14 protein-coding genes are annotated in these 14,274 nt (G+C 66.8%); 8 read left to right on the forward strand and 6 right to left on the reverse strand.

Features of this window, described 5'->3' with window-relative positions; translation table 11 throughout:
• Positions 1 to 86: 86 nt before the first annotated feature.
• Positions 87 to 446: a hypothetical protein gene (locus tag QFZ23_RS20680; RefSeq protein ID WP_306925855.1), complete on the reverse strand. Its 360-nt coding sequence runs from the start codon at positions 444 to 446 to the stop codon at positions 87 to 89.
• Between the two features lie 216 nt (positions 447 to 662).
• Between QFZ23_RS20680 and QFZ23_RS20685 the strand changes: the two genes are divergently transcribed.
• Genes QFZ23_RS20685 through QFZ23_RS20695 form a run of 3 tightly spaced genes read left to right on the forward strand, consistent with a single transcriptional unit; the run spans position 663 to position 3,805 of the window.
• Positions 663 to 2,504, forward strand: a complete 1,842-nt coding sequence (locus QFZ23_RS20685; protein WP_306925857.1) for an ABC transporter ATP-binding protein — start codon at positions 663 to 665, stop codon at positions 2,502 to 2,504.
• Positions 2,501 to 3,442, forward strand: a complete 942-nt coding sequence (locus QFZ23_RS20690) for an NUDIX hydrolase (RefSeq protein WP_306925858.1) — start codon at positions 2,501 to 2,503, stop codon at positions 3,440 to 3,442. Before QFZ23_RS20685 ends, QFZ23_RS20690 begins: the two co-directional genes overlap by 4 nt.
• Before the next feature lie 39 nt (positions 3,443 to 3,481).
• Positions 3,482 to 3,805 carry a DUF6221 family protein gene (locus QFZ23_RS20695; protein WP_306925860.1) on the forward strand — a complete coding sequence of 108 codons (324 nt, stop codon included), beginning with the start codon at positions 3,482 to 3,484 and terminating at the stop codon, positions 3,803 to 3,805.
• 20 nt (positions 3,806 to 3,825) lie between these two features.
• Here QFZ23_RS20695 and QFZ23_RS20700 read toward each other — a convergent pair whose 3' ends face one another.
• Both QFZ23_RS20700 and QFZ23_RS20705 read right to left on the reverse strand, forming a co-directional pair.
• Positions 3,826 to 4,692, reverse strand: a complete 867-nt coding sequence (locus QFZ23_RS20700; RefSeq protein ID WP_306925861.1) for an HNH endonuclease — start codon at positions 4,690 to 4,692, stop codon at positions 3,826 to 3,828.
• Between the two features lie 27 nt (positions 4,693 to 4,719).
• Entirely contained in the window at positions 4,720 to 5,283 is a 564-nt protein-coding gene (locus QFZ23_RS20705) for a DnaJ family domain-containing protein (protein ID WP_306926959.1), read from the reverse strand.
• Positions 5,284 to 6,092: 809 nt separating this feature from the next.
• On the opposite strand from QFZ23_RS20705, the gene QFZ23_RS20710 reads away from it, so the two are divergent.
• Complete coding sequence (locus tag QFZ23_RS20710) at positions 6,093 to 6,773, forward strand: NADPH-dependent F420 reductase (RefSeq protein ID WP_373427909.1); 681 nt, start codon at positions 6,093 to 6,095, stop codon at positions 6,771 to 6,773.
• 189 nt (positions 6,774 to 6,962) lie between these two features.
• Here QFZ23_RS20710 and QFZ23_RS20715 read toward each other — a convergent pair whose 3' ends face one another.
• Both QFZ23_RS20715 and QFZ23_RS20720 read right to left on the reverse strand, forming a co-directional pair.
• Positions 6,963 to 7,910: an LssY C-terminal domain-containing protein gene (locus QFZ23_RS20715; RefSeq protein WP_306925862.1), complete on the reverse strand. Its 948-nt coding sequence runs from the start codon at positions 7,908 to 7,910 to the stop codon at positions 6,963 to 6,965.
• Between the two features lie 33 nt (positions 7,911 to 7,943).
• Positions 7,944 to 8,411 (reverse strand): hypothetical protein, encoded by a 468-nt coding sequence (locus QFZ23_RS20720; protein WP_306925864.1) that lies wholly within the window; start codon positions 8,409 to 8,411, stop codon positions 7,944 to 7,946.
• Between the two features lie 236 nt (positions 8,412 to 8,647).
• On the opposite strand from QFZ23_RS20720, the gene QFZ23_RS20725 reads away from it, so the two are divergent.
• The 3 genes from QFZ23_RS20725 to QFZ23_RS20735 all read left to right on the forward strand — a co-directional run bounded on the left by QFZ23_RS20725 (position 8,648) and on the right by QFZ23_RS20735 (position 11,946).
• The gene (locus QFZ23_RS20725; RefSeq protein ID WP_306925866.1) at positions 8,648 to 9,481 is read left to right on the forward strand and encodes a peptidase; all 834 of its coding nucleotides are present in this window, start codon (positions 8,648 to 8,650) and stop codon (positions 9,479 to 9,481) included.
• Positions 9,482 to 9,583: 102 nt separating this feature from the next.
• A complete protein-coding gene (locus QFZ23_RS20730; RefSeq protein ID WP_306925868.1) occupies positions 9,584 to 10,861 on the forward strand; it encodes a pyridoxal phosphate-dependent aminotransferase in 1,278 nt (425 codons plus the stop codon).
• Positions 10,862 to 11,040: 179 nt separating this feature from the next.
• Positions 11,041 to 11,946, forward strand: a complete 906-nt coding sequence (locus QFZ23_RS20735; RefSeq protein ID WP_306925870.1) for a phosphatase PAP2 family protein — start codon at positions 11,041 to 11,043, stop codon at positions 11,944 to 11,946.
• Positions 11,947 to 12,036: 90 nt separating this feature from the next.
• Here QFZ23_RS20735 and QFZ23_RS20740 read toward each other — a convergent pair whose 3' ends face one another.
• Entirely contained in the window at positions 12,037 to 12,723 is a 687-nt protein-coding gene (locus QFZ23_RS20740; RefSeq protein WP_306925873.1) for a DUF2848 domain-containing protein, read from the reverse strand.
• Between the two features lie 150 nt (positions 12,724 to 12,873).
• On the opposite strand from QFZ23_RS20740, the gene QFZ23_RS20745 reads away from it, so the two are divergent.
• Positions 12,874 to 14,265, forward strand: a complete 1,392-nt coding sequence (locus tag QFZ23_RS20745; RefSeq protein ID WP_306925874.1) for an MFS transporter — start codon at positions 12,874 to 12,876, stop codon at positions 14,263 to 14,265.
• The last annotated feature ends 9 nt before the right edge of the window (positions 14,266 to 14,274 follow it).

Genomic DNA, 14,274 nt, shown 5'->3' on the forward strand with positions numbered 1-14,274 from the left:
TTAATCCGGCGGCGGGAGACTGGAGACCTTGGGCTCCTGCGACTTCGTGGGCCCGAAGAATGGCAGCGACGTGGCACGCTAGGCGTTCATGTGCTTTCCACTCCGGGTGCAGCCGGCACAGTTACGCCGGCAATGTCCGACGCCGGGGTCAGGATCCACCGCTCCCCGTCCTGTTCGTAGCTGATCACCATGGACGCGGCGGCAGTGCTTGCTGCGTCCATCGCGAGCAGCAGTGCCGCCTGCATGCGCCGGGCATGCCCGAACCTGGCGTTCGCCGTGCCCTCGAGGTCGCTGTTGTCAATGAGAATATAGGCCCTGCCCTCAGCCACCGCCCGGATCGAATACCCGCGCTCCTCGTGAACCGATCCGCGGGACGAGGCAATCTCCGTGACCCTGTCGGCCCGCACCAGGCTATGGCTGATCGTGCGGATCCACACGTCACCCATGGGGTCTCCTTTGCTGCCGTGCGGGCTGGAATTGCCTCTACTTGCAAACGGTAGTCCGTGACAGCCCGGATGTAAGCCCCCCAAAACGGTCCGGCCGCCGTCGTGCTCCAAACCGCCAGCAAGTTTTCCCCAAGCTCCGGGAGAGTTTTCCCAAAGCTCCGTAAGAAATAGTGAGCCGGACCAGGGATTATCCCTGGACGGTTCTTAGGGGCAGAGATGTTTCAAACCTTTTGGCGGTTCCGCGGGGCGATAGCCCCGCATATCTGGGCACTGGGGGGCGGCGCGCTGCTGGTGGTCTTCGTCGCCGCCATGGAGGTGGCCCTGCCGTGGCCCATGAAAGTCATCGTCGACGACGTGCTGCAGCCGACGGGCAGCTCCCAGGCCCACGAGATGCCGGCCTTCCTTGGCCTGGCTGGCCTGAGCCGGCTCCAGTTGCTCCTGCTCGCCGCCTCGGCGCTTCTGGCAATGACAGTGCTCAATGCGGGGGCGGACTACCTCGGCACCCGACTGCTTAATGGGGTGGGTGAGAGGGCGATGGCCACGATCCGGGCCGAGGTCTTCACCCATCTGCAACGACTGTCACTGGCCTTCCACGATAAACAGCGACTGGGCGACCTCGTTACCCGCACCACCACGGACGTCGACTACGTGCGCGCCCTCATGGTGTCGATCCTGTCCGTGCTGCTGCCCAATATCTTCATCCTGGGGTTCGTCATCACGATTTGTGTGCTGATCGACCCAACCTTTGCGCTGATCGGCCTGGCGGTGTCGCCGTTGCTGTTCATTACGGTGCTGTTCTACCGGCGCCGCATCAAGCGTGCGTCGAAGGAGGCCCGGAGCAGGGACAGCGACATCGCGGCGGCGATGTCGGAGACGTTCGCCTCGGTCCGGGTGATGCAGACCTATACGAGCGAAGCGCGCCACGAGGAGGACTTCCGCACCCGCAATGACGGACGGCGTGACGCCGGCCTGAGGGTCATCCGTCTGCAGTCCATGTTCTCGCCGTTGGTGGACATCATCGCAACCCTGGGGACAGTGCTGGTCCTCTGGATCGGCGCCCAGCGGGTGTTGGACGGGACCCTGACGCTGGGCCTGCTGCTCGTGTTCCTCGCCTATCTCAAGGCCATGTACTCCCCCATGAAGTCGCTGGCCAAGCTCACCACCGTCATCAGCCGCGGCCAGGCCAGCGCAGAGCGCATCCAGGAAATTCTGGACACCGCGCCGGCCATCTCGGATCGGCCCGGCGCACGGCCGGCCCCGCGGCTGGCCGGTGCGGTGGAACTGCGCTCGGTGAGCTTCGGCTACCAGGGGGACCGGCATGTGCTGCACGGGATCGACTTCAAGGCGGAGCCTGGCAGCGTCGTGGCGATCACGGGCCCGACGGGCGCCGGCAAGTCGTCCATCGTCAGCCTTATACCGCGGCTCTACGACGCCGCCGAGGGGGAAGTCCTCCTTGACGGCATCGATGTGCGGGACCTGCAGGTGGCCACGGTGCGCCGGCAGATATCCATGGTGCTGCAGGAATCGATTCTGTTCCGCGGGACCATCTACGAGAACATCGCCTACGGCTCGGAGGGCGTCAGCAGGGAGCAGGTCCTGGCCGCGGCCGAGGCCGCCCACGTGGACGAGTTCGTCCGCAACCTGCCCCTGGGATACGACACCCCGGTGGCCGAGCGGGGTGTCACGCTCTCCGGCGGGCAGCGCCAGCGCATCGCCATCGCCCGGGCGCTGGTCCGCGACACCCCCGTCGTTATCCTCGATGAACCGACGTCCGGCCTGGACTCGATCTCGGAGCAATACGTCATGCGCGGCCTGGAGCGGCTCATGGCGGGGCGCACGGTGATCGTCATCGCGCACCGGCTGTCGACGCTAAAACGCGCCGACCGGATCTACGTGCTGGACAAGGGGCGGATCGTCGAAAGCGGCAGGCACGGCGAACTCGCCGCGGCGGGCGGGCTCTACAGCCGGCTGGACAGCCTGCAGCATGCCAACGACGCCCAGGCTCTCACCCTGGTTCCTGCCGAAAACGGCAGCCTTCAGGCGGAGACGAGCGCATGAGCAGGACGAAGCCCCCGACGTATGGTGCGCTGCCTTGGCGGATCGGAAAGAAGGGGGCTCTTGAAGTGCTCCTGATCCACCGTCCGGCCCACGGCGACTGGTCCATTCCCAAGGGCAAGGCGGACCCGGGGGAAACGGGCCGGGAATGCGCAGAACGCGAGGTGCGGGAGGAAACAGGTCTGCAGTGCCGCCTGGGCGCGGAACTGCCCAGCATCCGCTATGAGGACAGCAAGCGCAGAATCAAAAGCATCCGTTACTGGGCTGCCGCGGCGGGGCCGGGCCGCTTCACTCCCAATGAAGAGGTCGACGCCGTTAGGTGGCTTTCACTGCCGGCGGCCTTGCGCACCGTCACCGAGCCGCGGGACAGGCCCGCCATCATCGCCCTGGGCACCCTACTCCAGATGGAGCTGGGCATCCGTCCGGCGCCGAAACGGGAGAAAATGCTGCTGCTGGTGCGCGGGGCCGAAATGACGAAACGGGACGAGTGGGACCCGGCAGCCGGCAGCCGGCCGCTGGCACGGATCGGCGAGCAGGCCGCCAACTCGCTCGCCTCACTCGGAGCGATGTTTGACATCGAACGCATCGTATCCGCACCCTCGATCCGCTGCGTCGAAACGGTCGCCGAACTCGCACGCCGGGAATCCCTCGTGGTGGAGCATTCAGAGCACCTGACCGGCGGCAGCCTGGCGGCCACATTGGACCTCATTGCCATGGCCCGCGGGACGGGAACGGTCCTGTGCACGCACGAGGATGTCATGGCGGATATCCTCGCCCACCTGATCCACCACGACCGGACGGTCCTGACCAAACGCTTTCGCGTCAGGAAGGGGTCAGCCTGGGTGCTGATCGGCGACCGCACGCGCTACCACTCCGCCTACTATCTGCCGCTTTCCCCGGCGGACCTCAGCACCCCAGTGGACCTCCGCGCCGCCGTGTAGCACCGTGTGCCCGAGTTGCGGCGGGCGTACGCTCAGACAGTGGACATTGTGGAGTTCCTGTCCGCGCGCATCGCCGAAGACGAGGCCGTGGCCCGCAAGCTGCTCGACGACCGCACGACGTCGGAATCGGGCAAGTGGTACGAACGCCGCCTGCTGCTGGAGTGCGAAGCCAAGCGGCGCCTGATCGGCATCGTCGAGGCGGCCAGGCAGACGGCGCTGGCCACGCTCGTCAGCGATCCCTTCGGCGACGAGACCGAGTGGATTCCGCAGGCGCTGGAATGGACCACCCTGTCACTCAATGCGCTGGCGGTCCCCTACAGTGACCATCCTGACTTCAACCGGGACTGGCTCTGGTCCCCGTAGTCCCCTAGCCGGGGAACGGTTCACGTGTTGCCCAGGATGCGGCGAGCGTCGGCCTGGGCGTCCACCTCCTGCTGTGACACTACGGATCCGCTGATGTACCCCGCGCGGGACATCATGGCCCGCAGTTCGGCCACTGTGTAGGGGATCCGGCGCCGGTGTGCCATGGCGTGGCAGTTGGGGCACAGCGGAACAAGATCCCCCAAAGGATCCAGCTCGTAGCCGGGTCCCAGCTGGGCTGCCGGCACCAGGTGATGGACATGAATGAAGCCCTCGCCTTCCGGGCCGTAGGCGGCCTCAAAGGAAAACCCGCAGGCGGCGCACGACGTGCCGTGGTGCGCAAGGCAGACCCGCCGGGCATGGGGGTTGCGCTCGTACCGGTTCACGCCCACCCGGATCAGGGCGTCCTGCGGCAGGGTGCCGGGCACGGGAAGAACCGGATCGTACTCGTCGGCAGGCAGCCACTCGGCCCAGAGCTCCCGGATGGCTCGCGCCTGTTCCTCCGGGACCGGCTGGAACGTGCCTGCGGCCGCGGCAGCAGCCCAGTCCGTCAGCGGCGCGCGGGCTGCGAGAATGTCCACCGGGACCTGGTCTCCCAGCGGCAGCAGCACGTCAAAGTCCACGTCAATACAGGTCCGGGTCCCGTGTTCCAGCTCCGGCCCGGTAACCAGATATGGCACGGAGGCGACCACTCCGTGGCCGATCAGCCCGCTTCCCGTCTTTCCGTGCAGCAAGAGCCAGGCATCCGCTCCCGGCGCTGGCTGGGTGCCGGTTCCGGTGGGCCACGCGCGCCGGTGCACGCCGGCAGCGCCCAGCTCATCAACGACCCGCGAATAGGCCGGCCAGGTATCGCCTACGCCCGGGTTCCAGCCCAGCAGAACAGCCATCATTCCTTTATCGTGCCACCTGCGAGCGCTTCAGGAGGAGCGGTTGCGCAGACGCCGCCACCAGGGCCTTTTGGCTTCCGGGGCAGGTTCCGGCGCAACCGCGGCCGCCGCAGCACGCCGTTCGCGCCACCGCTGCACCTCGGCGTTTGCGTCACGGGTTTTCGTGACTACCGGCGGCCCGCCCTGCAGCTGGCGGCGGGCGTCGATGACGCTGGCATTGAAATCCTCGACGATGTCGCGCACCTGCTTTTCCGTGTACTGGGCGTCCAGTTTGGCGTCCAGCTCCGCGTCCTCGGTGCGCAGCAGGATCGCTTTTGGTCCCAGGCCGCTCAGGTGCTCGCGCTGGATGAGGCCCTTGACCCACCAGTCGGGGTCATATCCATCCCCGAGTCCGGGAATAGGTTTGCCGGAGTATTTCAGGTTGTCGAACTTCCCCTGCGCCATCGCGTCCCGGATCAGGTACTCGGCCCGCGCTGCGTCGCCGACCTTCCGGCGCTTTTCCCGCAGTTCGGACTCCGCGGCGGACAGCTCCGCGTCGTCCTCCGCTGTCCCGCCGGAGGACCGGAGGGCACGGAGTTCAGCCGCACGCTCCATCTTCCGCCTGAAGTAGCCGCCTGCTGCACCCGTCACCTTGTCACCGCCCCTGCCGCCGGACCTTGTCCCGTCTCCAGTATTCCGGCGCGTGCCGGACTCTTCAACGGAGCGTTGCGTCAGGGAGCGGGTTTCTGGGCAGACAGTTGCAGGGCAAGAACGACGACGGCGGGACCTCCCGCCGTCGTACGGGGGGATTGGGCTTACATGGGGTCGGGCCAGTTGCCGATACCCGCGCGGGCGGGAACGGCTGCGATCTCGTCGCCTTGCGGACGAATGCCAGCGCCGCCCGGGGCGGCTGCGGCCGGCCCAGGAACTGGGACCTGTATTGGCCCGGCGGGAACCGTCGCGGTGGAGCGGGGACCGGCTGCTGCGGTCGGACCGGCAGGTTGGTCGGGGACCACCCTCACAGGTGCAGTGTTCACAGCCGCCGTTATGACGGGAAGTTCAGACCTCGGAATCTTCATGGGGCCCTCGCAGGTGGGGCGGCAACTTAAGGCCGTGACCGGGTACGCAACCATGATTGCCGGCCGTCAGACGAGGCTTTCCGAGCCCTGAGGCTGACTGATCCAGCAATCACCGACGTGCCGAGTCAGCCGAGGAGGACCCGGCCGGTTCGGCAACAACCGTGGCGGCCGTCCCAGCCCAGTGCATGCCAGCAATTGGTGCTGCCGGCACACTTTCCACCACCCAATACCTCAACCCTATGTGCCACAGCGGGCAGCGGCACCCGTAGCAGGTACTCGAATTTTCGCAGCGGCCGCTACTTGGGCACTCGCTGGCCCCGGCAGTCCGCCGACGTCTGGCGTAATGTGCGAAATACCTGCAGGCTGCCCGCTGTTGCGCCGGACATGACAACAATCGGAATCATCGGTGCAGGACACATTGGAAGCCAGGTCGCACGGAAGGCTGTGGAGCTCGGCTATGACGTGGTCATCAGCAATTCGCGGGGGCCGGAAACGCTGGCCGCTCTTGTTGCGGAGCTGGGACCGCGGGCGAAGGCGGCCACGGCTGCGGAGGCTGCAGCGGCGGCCGATTTCGCCGTCGTCACCGTTCCGCTCAAGAGCTACCAGGACATCCCCGTGGAGCCGCTGGCCGGCAAGATCGTGATCGATACCAACAACTACTACTGGGAGCGGGACGGCCGCTTCCCGGCGCTGGACAACGGGGAAGCCACCACGTCCGGCCTGCTGCAGGAACACCTTCCGGAGTCCAAGGTGGCCAAGGGATTCAACCACATCATGGCCAAGCAGATCGCTTCGGACGGCACCCCGCCGGGCACGGAGAACCGCCGAGCCCTGGCCACCGCCAGCGACTACCCGGAGGCAAGTGAGCTGGTGACGAAGCTCTACGACGAATTCGGCTTCGACACCGTCAACATCGGGCCTCTGTCCGACAGCTGGCGCGTCGAGCGCGACCGTCCGGCCTATGTCATCCGGCAGAACACGGCAGAGCTCGTCGGGAACCTGGCGAAGGCTCCGCGGACCATCTGAAACCGACCATCTGAGACCGGGCCCCAACGGCCGGAGCTGGCGGACCCTAGGCCGGGTCCGCCAGCTCCGGCGGCCAGACTACCCGGGACCGCTCGACTGTGTAGTCCGAACAAAGCCGGACCGCTTCGGGGCAGCACGAGGACGACGGCGGGTGCATCCCGCCGTCGTCCCTTACGTTTTCCGATCCGGTCAAAATGGCCGGATCGGGTCCGCTTGGCCGGGTGGCCGGAGATCGATGATGGGAAGGTGCCCGTCCGTACGGATACTGTCTCCGCCGCCGTTGCGGTGGTGGTATCCGGAGGAGAAGTGCCGGATGACGTGCACGGATTCCACGGCATTGGCAGTTTGCAGCGTGCCGATAATGAAGTCGCGCTCCTCGTCGGTCCCGTCGGCGATCTTGTGTGTGATCTGGAACGTGAAGAGCGAGAGTCCCACGCTTTTGTCGTATGTTCCGGCACCCACCCAGTCGACGGCGAACCCGCCGGGAAGCATCCAGCCGTCAGGGCATTTCCAGAACCGCACATGGTGCCGCTTGCGCGGATTGCCGTCGATTTCCCGCTGGAACGCCATGTCCTGCTTGTTGCCGAAAACGTACAGGGCACTGACCGGCGACTGCGGATAGCTCCGGCCCAGAAGCGTCGCGGTGAGGGCACGCCAGGCGGTGGACGGGGTGACGGGGTCGGCCTCAATCCACCCGGCAGTGAGCATCGCGGTGCGCAGTTCGTCCGCCGGGCCGATGACGGCGAGATTGACCGGATCGCCCAGCACGCCGTCGCCGGTACGGGCGCGCCCGATGAAGTAATTCGGCAGGTACAGGCTGCTGAGGATCTTGTGGAGGCGGGGCAGGAAGGCGTACGCAGCAATGAGCCAGACGGGGAGGAACACCCACACCTGCTCCGGTCCCCTGGCCAACCGGGCGAGCAGGAAGAAATAGACGGCCCAGCCCACGGCGGCGGTGATGGCCACGTACAGCAGGCGCTGGAGGACGGCGACGACGGTGGCCCAGCGGGTGCCCCAGCGCGCCTTCCGGCTGTCCTGCCGGGAATGCTCGGGCTCCTGCGGCGTCTGGCCTCCGGCACGCCGCGGGACCGCGGGTTCCGCGCGCCCGTGCTTCTGCGAGCCGTCCGGGTCGGTCACTGCATCCCTTTCGGTGTCGTTGGAAACAGCCACCTACTTGGGCAGGTGCTCCAGCAGGTGCCCGGTGACTGCGCCGTACGCGACGTGCGGCACGATGTCGCTGACCCAGTCTGCGGCACTCCAGGTCCGCGGATCAGTCACGCCCAGGGCGGTCATGGGAACGTTGGAGACGAGCAGGGCAGCCAGCGAGGCCACCGCCACTGACCGGACGGGCCCGGTGCGAACCCCCAGTGACCCGGCCGCCCCCAACACAGCGCCGAGGCCCGCGCCGGTGGCGATCCCGAGCAGCGGTCCAAGGGCCTCGATCCGGTTCCCGCGCTGGGCTTCGGTTCCCGGGATCGTCACGCCTGCCCGTTCCGCCAGCCGCTCCACTGAGTCGGTGGGCGTGGTGCTCGCCGCCCGGCCCCGCAACACCATGTCCAGGTAACTGACGGCATTCAGCGCCGTGGTTCCCGCGGCGCCGGCGAGCGCTCCGTTCACAAGTCCTTTAAGCAGGGACATCCTCAACTCTCCTTCTGGCCGTCTGCCAAGCATGCTCTTCCCCGAAGCTACGTCAGGTCCCCTTTCCGCGGCAACGGCAGCGGCCGCCGTCGGAGAATGCGGGCCGCTATTGCTGCCCTGCGCCTTTATGCTTTGGGTGATCCATTTTCTCGTGATGGCGACATGCAACAACCAGGGGGACACTGTTGCGTCCGGATTCCAACTGGCGGGAGAGCCCGCCACCACCAGGTTTTGGCGTGCCCAACGAGGCGTTTCCGCCCGGCGTCCGAAGGTCCGCGAGCGGACGAATTCCGCAGTGGGCCATCGGCGCAGGCATCGCCCTGCTCGTGGGCCTTTCCTCCGTGCCGATGGTGTTCGAGCGCTTTGTGTTGCCCGCAGTCCTGCCATACCTCCCCGGAGCGCCGGTGCCGCCGCCCGGATTCGAGGCTGCGGCATCCCCGCTCGGACAGCCGCCTGCCAGCACGGGGTCAAAGGCGTACATGCTGCAGGAATCCCCCGATCCCGGCCAGCCCTTCGCCGCCTACGATCCCTGCCGGCCCGTGCATTACGTGGTCCGTCCCGACAACGCCCCGCCCGGTGCTGACCAAATGATCCAGGAGGCGGTCGCTAAAGTTTCGGCGGCCACCGGCCTGCGGTTTGTCTATGACGGCCCCACGTCTGAGGCGCCCAGCGAGGACCGCGAGATGTTCCAGCCGGACCTTTACGGCAAGAGGTGGGCTCCCGTGCTCATTGCATGGTCCAGCCCCGCAGAGAGTCCTGACCTGGCAGGGGACGTCGACGGCCTGGGCGGCAGCGGGTACGCGTACATGGACGGCCAGCCGTATGTCCTGGTGGCGGGCCAGGTAGCACTCGACGCCCCCGATTTCGCCGACATTCTGCAGTGGCCGGACGGACGCCGGTACGCCCGTGCCGTCATCATGCACGAGCTCGCCCATGTCGTGGGGCTGGACCACGTGAACGACCCCACTCAGCTGATGAACCCGGAAGGCGCCGACGTCACGGAGTTCGCCGCAGGCGACCTCGCCGGACTGGCCATTCTGGGCGGCGGGGAATGCGTTCCGGAACTCTGACACTGCCGGCCGCTAGCCGACGACGGCGCGACGTCCCGCCGTCGTCCGACCGGGCCGGTTCTTCACATTGTCCGGAGCGGCGCAGCTGTGAAAGCATGCCTCATGCGCGCCATGCAGAATTCCAGCCGATTGCAAGATGTCCGGTACGACCTCAGGGGTCCGGTGCAGCATGCGGCGAAGAAAATGGAGTCGGAAGGCCACAGCATTCTGCGCATGAACCTGGGGGATCCGGCGCCGTTCGGCCTGCATGCACCGGAGTCCATCGTGGTGGACATGATCCATCACCTGCGCGAGGCGCAGGGCTACAGCGACTCGAAGGGCATCTTTTCCGCCCGGACCGCCATCTCGCAGTACTACGAGACCAAGGGCCTGATGGAGATCGGCGTCGAGGACATCTTCATCGGCAACGGGGTCAGCGAGCTCATTTCCATGACACTGCAGGCCTTTCTGGAAGTCGGCGACGAGGTTCTCATTCCTTCACCGGACTATCCGCTGTGGACGGCGGCCACCGTTCTCTGCGGTGGCAACGCCGTGCACTACATGTGCGATGAGGAGAACAACTGGTGGCCGGACATGGCCGACGTCGAGGCGAAGATCACGGACCGCACGCGGGCCATCGTGCTCATCAACCCCAACAACCCAACCGGGGCCGTCTACCCCCGGCACACCCTGGAGCAGTTCGCCGAACTGGCCCGGCGCCATGACCTGGTGCTGTTCTCCGACGAAATCTACGAGAAGATCACATTCGAGGATAACGTGCACATCCACACGGCCTCCGTGGCCCGGGACATTCCGGTGCTGACCTTCTCCGGCCTGTCCAAGGCGTACCGGATGCCCGGCTACCGTGCCGGCTGGGTGGCCGTTTCCGGTCCGCGCTGGGCCACCGCCGCGTACCGGGAGTCACTGGAGCTGCTGGCCTCGCTCCGGCTCTGCCCCAATGTTCCCGCGCAGCACGCGATCCAGACGTCGCTTGGCGGCTACCAGAGCATCACGGACCTGATCCGGCCCGGCGGCCGGCTGCGGGAGCAGCGCGACCTTGCCTGCCGGCTGCTCAACGAGATTCCCGGCGTGAGCTGCGTGCCGGCGGCCGGCGCGATGTATCTGTTCCCGAAGCTGGATCCGGAGATGTACCCGTTCGTGGACGATGAGCAGTTTGTCCTTGATCTGCTGCAGGACCAGAAAATCCTGGTCTCGCACGGGACGGCGTTTCACTGGCACGCCACGGACCACTTCAGGTTCGTCATCCTGCCCGCCGTGGACGACATCCGTGAAGCCGTGCGCCGCATCGCCACCTTCCTGGCCTCGTACCGGGCCAAGGCCGGCCGTGCCCGCGCCATGTCCGGCAACGCCCACCACGGCCCGGACGAACTGAGCGCCTGAGCACTGCCCCTGCAGCGGCTAAGGAAAGCGGACGACGGCGGGAGGTAACCGCCGTCGTCCGCTTTCCTGTTCTCGTGAACACCCGTTCCCGTGGACGGCCTGGCAGCTAACAAGTAAGGTTGCTTACTAAATGCCTTGCTGCCGAGTTCGCTGCGACCGACGAGAGACAGGACCCCGAATTGCCTGACGAACCGTTGACCGACAAACCGTTGCCCTACGGGCCGCTGACCGACAAACAGGGAACACCGCAAACCGGCGTGCGCGGCGAACTCCGCCAGGACACGTCCGTCGGAGGCAAGGACCTCACCCGCTGGCAGAGCCGGTTCGGCCGCCTTCTGGTCGGAGCCGTCCAGCGGATCAGCCAGGTCCTGGGTCCGCACGGCGCCCTGATCCTGACCCTGATGCTGGGGGCGGTCATCGCCGCCGTCTTGACCGCCGCCTTTGCTGAAGTGTACGAGTCGGTGGTCCGCGCCGACGGGGTGGCCGGCCTGGACCATCCGGTACTCGCGGCCGGCAAGAGCCTGCGCTCCCCCGCCCTTGATATGGCCATTACGGCCTTCACCGACGTGGGCGGCACCATCGGCGTGCCAATCCTGGCCCTGACCGTCATGGGCGCCTTGGCCTACCGGCGGCGGTCGTGGACGCCCGTCATTTTGATTGTCACGGCAGGCCTGGGCTCCCTGCTGATGACCATCGCGGGGAAGCGGCTGATCGGCCGTACCCGCCCCGACCTGAGCGACGCCGTTCCGCCCTACGAACACTCGGCCTCATTTCCCAGCGGCCATTCCCTGAATGCGGTGGTGATCGCGGGAATCATTGCCTACCTGGTCATCCTGCGGCTGAAGACGGCCCGGAGCCGCGTCCTCACCGGCGCGGCCGCCGCGGTTTTCGCCGCGGCCATGGGCCTGAGCAGGGTATACCTGGGCCACCACTGGCTCACCGACGTTCTCGCCGCGTGGGCGCTGGGCGCGGCCTGGCTGGCACTCGTGATCACCGCCCACCGGCTTTACCTGACAACAGTGCGGAAGCGGCACGCCCGCGGGGAGGTCCCGGCGGGAACGGCACCCGGGGCGGGACGCGCCTAAGGCGGGTGCACTGAAGACGGGAAGCGCCTCAGGGGCGGACGACGGCGGGAGGCTCCCGTCGTCGTCCGCCGGTCTTTGCGGCAGGAAACGTCAGCCGATCGGCTCGGCCATCTGTTCCACGACGTACTGGACGTCCACGGAGTTTCCGGTCACCGGATCGGCCATCTCCACCTTCCAGCTCCGGGCGAACTGGTTCACGCCGCCGGTCATGGCCACCGTGCCGGAGATGAGCACCGTTCCGGGGGCGTTGAGGCCGCGCTCGGTGAGGACGTCCAGCCAGTAGTCCGGCGTCAGCAGGGCTGCCAGTGAGCTCTCCTGGATGAGGGTATCGGGGGTGTCGCCCTCCCCCACCCAGGCCCTGAGAGTGATCTGGTCCAGGTGGTCCCTGACGTCATCGAGCCGCCAGGCCTTGCGGCCCAGCACGTCCGGGCTCGCGTTCTTGCTCCAGGCCACACCGTGCACCTCCAGCGCGCGGTCCGTATGGTCGCAGGCGACGGTGAGCAGCACCCCTTCCTCAGTGATGACAAGAGCCCACTCCGCCTCCCCGGAGGTGCGCTCATGCTGCACCTGCACCTCCGTTACCTGCTGGGCCAGATAGGGGGACACTGGATACAGGGCGGGAGTGGTAGCCGGGCCCGGGACGCCAAGTTCAGCGAGCTCAGCGATATGGGCCTGGACTTCATCCTGCTCACGCCCTGCGTAGCCGGCGTTCAGGAGGTGCCTGACCTCCACATCCTGCGTGCGGCCGTCCGGTAGTTCAAAGCTCAGAGTCGTCATCGTGGATCCATCCTTTGCATTTGCTGCTGCAGAAATTTTTACAAACCGGAAACCGGAAACGGTCGCCAATGTACATCCAGTATGCGTAATGTATACATTTAGCGCCAGCGTGACAGGCGTCACTAGAAAAATCTCGTGGAGGACAACACCATGGCCAACGCTCCAGTTCCGGGTCCCGGCTCAGCGCCGCATCCGCACAAGACGATTCACCCCAAGGGCCTGTACAAGGCCTTTGCCGCCAGCCTCACCGGCACTGCCCTCGAGTGGTACGACTTTGCCGTCTACTCGGCGGCGGCCGCTGTCGTATTTCCCGTCGTGTTCTTCCCCGCGACCGATCCGCTGACCGGGACGATCCTCGCCTTCTCCACCTACGCCGTTGGCTACGTTTCCCGCCCGGTAGGCGGCATCATCTTCGGCCGGCTCGGGGACCGCATTGGCCGCAAGAAGGTCCTTGTGACCACGCTGATGATCATCGGCGTGGCCACGGTGCTCATCGGCGTGCTGCCCGGCTACGCAAACATCGGCGCCACGGCAGGAATCCTGCTGGTCGCGCTGCGGTTCGCCCAGGGCGTGGGTGTTGGCGGCGAATGGGGCGGCGCCGTCCTGCTCTCCAGCGAATACGGCGACCCGCACCGCCGCGGCTTCTGGGCTTCCGCCGCCCAGGTGGGACCGCCCGCGGGCAACCTTCTGGCCAACGGCGCCCTTGCCGTCCTGACCGTCACGCTCACCGAGGAGCAGTTCCTGAGCTTCGGCTGGCGCATCGCCTTCCTGGTCTCGGCCGTGCTGGTTGGTTTCGGCCTCTGGATCCGGCTGAAGCTGGAGGACACTCCGATCTTCAAGGCCATCGAAGCCCACGGCGAACAGCCCCACGCGCCCGTCCGCGAGGTCTTCAGCAAGGAACTCCGTCCACTGATCGCCGCCATTCTGTGCCGCGTGGGACCGGACGTGCTGTACGCCCTGTTCACCGTCTTTACGCTCACCTACGGCATCCAGGTCCTCGGCTACGAACGCAACCAGGTGCTCACCGCCGTCCTGATCGGCTCCGCCTTCCAGCTGTTCATGATCCCGCTGGCCGGGGCCGTCTCCGACCGCTTCAACCGCCGCCTGGTCTACGGCGTCGGCGCTGCGGCGGGCGCAGTGTGGACGTTCGTCTTCTTCGGCGTCCTGGGCGGCAACAACCAGCCGATGCTCATCGTGGGCATCGTGCTGGGCCTGATGGCGCACTCCTTCATGTACGGTCCGCAGGCGGCCTTCATCGTGGAGCAGTTCTCTCCGCGGCTCCGGTCCACCGGAAGTTCGCTGGCGTACACGTTTGCCGGCGTCATCGGCGGCGCCATCGCACCGCTGCTGTTCACGGTGCTTCTGGCCGAGTTCGGAACCTGGATTCCGGTGGCGGTCTACGTGGCCGTGGCCGCAGCGGTGACGTTGGTGGGGCTGGCGCTCGGCCGGGACAACGACACCGTGGAGGACCTGGACTACCGGCTGCTCCTGGAAGGTTCCGCCTCGGGCCGCCAGCAGTACGGCGTCGGCGAATCCCTCTAGCGGTTCCGG

Source organism: Arthrobacter globiformis (assembly GCF_030818015.1).
Lineage (GTDB): Bacteria > Actinomycetota > Actinomycetes > Actinomycetales > Micrococcaceae > Arthrobacter > Arthrobacter globiformis_C.